Source organism: Malaciobacter halophilus, from assembly GCF_002837275.1.
Classification (GTDB): Bacteria; Campylobacterota; Campylobacteria; order Campylobacterales; family Arcobacteraceae; genus Malaciobacter; species Malaciobacter halophilus.
In genome coordinates this window covers 1-4,519 of sequence record NZ_NXIF01000095.1, presented here as the reverse complement: position 1 = coordinate 4,519, position 4,519 = coordinate 1, and the positions used below count along the sequence as shown (strand labels likewise).

The 4,519-nt window shown below is 23.8% G+C and carries 4 protein-coding genes; all 4 read right to left on the bottom strand.

Annotated elements, in window-relative coordinates:
* Positions 1 to 456: hypothetical protein (locus CP960_RS13525; protein WP_133121164.1), on the bottom strand; the 456-nt coding region annotated here is incomplete at its 3' end.
* A gap of 111 nt (positions 457 to 567) precedes the next feature.
* Positions 568 to 3,210 (bottom strand): phospholipase effector Tle1 domain-containing protein, encoded by a 2,643-nt coding sequence (locus tag CP960_RS13520; protein ID WP_101185984.1) that lies wholly within the window; start codon positions 3,208 to 3,210, stop codon positions 568 to 570.
* Complete coding sequence (locus CP960_RS13515) at positions 3,203 to 4,303, bottom strand: tetratricopeptide repeat protein (protein ID WP_101185983.1); 1,101 nt, start codon at positions 4,301 to 4,303, stop codon at positions 3,203 to 3,205. The genes CP960_RS13520 and CP960_RS13515 overlap by 8 nt, the downstream gene beginning before the upstream one ends.
* Position 4,304: 1 nt before the next feature.
* The coding region (locus CP960_RS13855) for a hypothetical protein (RefSeq protein WP_165777373.1) at positions 4,305 to 4,519 on the bottom strand (215 nt) is incomplete at its 5' end.

The following is a 4,519-nucleotide window of genomic DNA, read 5'->3' as shown; positions in this document are numbered from 1 at the left end:
AGTAAATAGTGATATAAAAAATAGTATAGAAAATATACCTGTAGCTGTAATATATTTACTTTTTATATCTATTTTATTAAATTTATATTTTAAGTTTTTTATTAAATTTAAAATAATAGAAGAGTATTTTATTGTATATTCTTTTATTTTTGTTTTTAATACAACAACTTTATTCTCTTTTTTAATAAAGGTATCTTTTTTACTATTTTCCCCCTCTTCTATTCTTTTTTCAAATACTTTTAATTCTTCTTCTTTATAATTTTCCAATTCAATTAAATAGTTATTTATTGTAGTATTTTCTTTACTAATATACTCATTTTCTTTAATTTTAAGTAAAATTGTTTTTAATTGTCCATGTGAAATGTTATATTTTTCTAAAAGAGCTTTTATACTTAAAGCCTTAACTTTTGAATCTATTAAGTTCTCATAAATACTGCTATAAATATTTATATTCATAAAGTTACCTTTGATAATTTTTATCATTATTCCAAAATAATATTTAATATTAGTTTAAAATAATTCAAAAACTTATTAATAGTATAACTATAATTTTAATTTTTAACACAATTAGCCTCTAGTAAACTCTTTGCCCTTTGTAGAATAAATAACTCTCTTTCCATATAGCTCATATTCATCTTTTTTCTCATTTGAAGGTTTGTTTACAAAGTTTCCAACTTGTGAAGAGTGGTGTAAATAGTTATTTTTTAACTCTTTATATATTTTTGTATTCTCTTTTTTTAAAACTTTATGCTCTTTAAGTGCTTTATATGTTTCTTTTAAAGTTTCATCATCTTTAAAACTATAATTAAATTTACCAAAAGGAACCATCTCAAACTCATCTTTTCTGTTTTTTTGTGTTTTTGAATCTACATATATAGCTTTATCATACATTAATCTCATAGCTACATGTTCATATTTATTTGATACTTTTGGTTTATACATATATAAATGTAAATGATATTCCCAATTTGAAGAGTTTCCCCAAATATCTTCTCTTGGATTAAGTTTATATTGATTTTTTATATAGTAATAAAAACCTTCTTTTTCTTTTGTCTCTTCTTTTAGTTTTTTTATCTCTTTTTTTGAATCTTTTTGTATTAATGCGTTATTTTTTAACCAATTATATTTATTATTCCAATTTTCTATATTTTTTCTTAAGTATTCAGGTAGTTTTTTTTCTTCTATTATAAAATCACCAAGATAAACCAATTCATTCTCTTCATTATATCCCCCTCCTACATCTGCATGTGCTCCAGGAACATAAAACTCTTCAAATCTTGCACCACCATCTTCTCTTTTTTCTGTACTTTGTTTATAATAGTGCTTATTTATACTTGTAAAAATAGAGTATGCTTCAAAGTTATATCTAAACTCATCATCAGCCATTAGATGAACTACATGCCCTACTTTTTTATTATTATCATTTTCAAAAAAGTTTATATTTAAATCATCAGAATCATTTGATTGCATAATTCCATAATGTGTTACTGTATCAAATAATCCTGCAAATCTAAAAGAGATTGATTCGATTGTTATCTCTTTTTCTTTATAAAAAGGATTATAAACTCTATGATTATTGTTATTTGGATTAATATACTCTATATCTGTTCTAAGTGGATTAAAAATAGTCTTACTTCCAATTCTTACATAACCATTACTTCCAAAAAATTCATAAAAAATATCTTTACTATCTTTTGTTTTTATTGTATATTCTCTTTTTTTATTTTTTACTAATTGTGTATTTTTCAAAAGTGTACAAATAAAATGTCTTGCACTAGTAGAACCTCTACTAAATCCAAATACATCTAAAACTAGTTCATCTATATGTGTTATTGAATCTTTTCTTAATTGTTCAACCATTTTTATACAAGAGTATAAACAATGTGCTATTACTCCACTCTCTCCCATTCCAAGACCCAGTCCAACTACAGAGTCATCTTCATAATCTTTTTGTATAAAAGGATTAAAAGTTCCAGAACCACTTTCATAAAGTTTAAATCTAGTATTTGGAAGAGCATCTTTGTTTTTCTTTACATCATCTCCATCATATAATTCATATAATCTACTTATATTTGTTTCACCATTTGTAAAGCTACTATCTTCATTATCATCTGGAAGTATTTCTTTTATTATATAATCAGAAATAGTTTTTTCTTGGGCATCTTTTTTACTATTTTTTACATCAAGTAAATAATCAAATACTTTTTTTGAATCTTTTTCTGCTTTTTTAGTAGTTGTAATTTCATCCTTGCCTACAATAAAAACTGATTTACTATCAAAATATCTTATTGAAGCGTTGTTCATTTGATTTATAATCATTTTTTTTGTTTCGTTTGTAAACTCTGGGTTATCTATTGAAAGGATATGGTATTGAATGGTTTTTTTATCTAATGTTTCTAATTCACCTTTTGAACGTCTTAAGCCATCTCTATTTTTTATTTTATCTTCTATATTTTTTGCAGGCTCTTTTAAAAACTTTTTAAAATTTTTATAAAAATCTATATTATATATATTATTATTTGTTCCATCAAAAAATACTCCATATTCGACTATTAACTCAGGCATAAATGATGCTATTATTTTATCTTCATAAGATATTAGTTCTAACTCTTTTGTTTTAGAACCATCTTTTATATTATATACATATGGCATAGATAGTACTATATATGCTTGTTCATTTTTATTTAATTTTTTTGAAGTTTTATTTACTTCTTTTTTTATAATTTCATTACAACTATCTTTAGTAAAAGTCAAAGCAGAAGTACTTTTTTTCTCAAGATTTTCTTTTAGATTTTTTTCTAATACTTTTTTATATGCATGATGATACTTTTTTGCTTTTAATACACTTCCATAAGATTTTGAGTTATACAATTGAGTGGTACAAAGTTTTACCAATTTTTTATCAACTATTTGTTCAGTTACACCACGTAAATCATCGAAAATTAAGGGTTTATTATTTTTAGTACTCTCTTTTTCTACAGCTTTTATCAAATAAGGTTTATATTCTTCTATTACTTTATTTAAGATAGTTTGTTTATCGTTATTTGAGTCTAATAGTTCTTTTATATCTTCATTTGATATAACCATATAAGCGATTCTAGTTTTTATATCTTCTTCTATTGCTTCATTCTCTTTTGTACAAAATTCATTTAAGTGTACTACTTCACCCTCTTTATGAAATGCATTTCCTTTAGTTATATCATTACTCATATGATACTCCTAGTTTTTTTAATCTTCTTTTTGCTCCATTATCACCAAGTTTAGCAGCTTTTTTATACCAAATAATTGCATTTATTTTATCTTTTAAGTCATTTTCATATGTATATGCTATATTAAATATTGAATCTAAATCATTTTGTAAAGCACTAAATTTGTACCATTTTATAGCTTTATTATACTCTTTAAAATTTTTCGCATATATATTTCCTACTTCAAAAGCACAACTTTCACAATTAATCTTATTATATCCTTCTTTAAACCAATAAATTGCTCTTTTAGGATTATTTATATCTTTTAAATACATAAAACCTAACCTATTTATTGATTCTTCATTTTTAAGTTCAAATCCCTTTTTATACCAATCTTCTGCTTTTTTATAATCTTTTTTGTTTTCCTCATAGTATGTACCAAGTCCTGCTGCACATAATCCATATCCCATTTCATAACATTTCTTTAAATACTTTATTCCTTCTTCATCATTTTTTACATCTTTATTTTTTATAAATAAAATTCCTAAACTACGATATCCCTCTGGTTCACCCAATTCTCCAACTTTTTTATATATCTTTATTGATTCTGTATACTTTTTTTGTTGATCATACATCAATCCAATTGATAATAGTGAATTTAAATCACCCGTTTCATATGATTTCATAAACCATTTATATGCTTCATCATATTTAAAGTTTTTATAGTAATATACACCTAAATTATGTGCTGATTTTCCATGTCCTGCATTTGCTGCTATTTTATAGTTTTTAACTGCTTTTTTATAATCGTGTAAAAAGCTAGAATACAGACTTCCTAGTTGTGCATATGCTTCTATACTTCCTTTTTCTTTTCCTTTAGTAAAGTAGTTTATTGCTTCTTTAAAATCTCCTTGTCGCATATAGTATATACCAGCACAACTATATCCTTGTAATTCACCCTCTTGTATTAATTCTTTATATTTTTTTATATCTTCTTTTGTATATGTTATTTTTATACATTGAGTTATATCATATTTGCTTTTTTTTAATTCTTGTGAGTTTAATACTACTGTTGTTATACATATTAGTAGTAGGGTTTTTATTATATTTTGCATACTATTTTTCCTGTTTATTATTTACTGTTGTATTGTTTTTAACGTTTTGTTCTTCTTTTTTATCGAAAGTAAGTCTAGTATTTGCACCATCTTGAATTTTTCCATCAATGTATGCAAAGAAATTAATCTCATGAACTTTTTCTTCTTTTAGATTATGAATTATTGTCTCTTTACCATTATATTTTTCTCTTTGCGTATCTTCTATATTCCATCTAA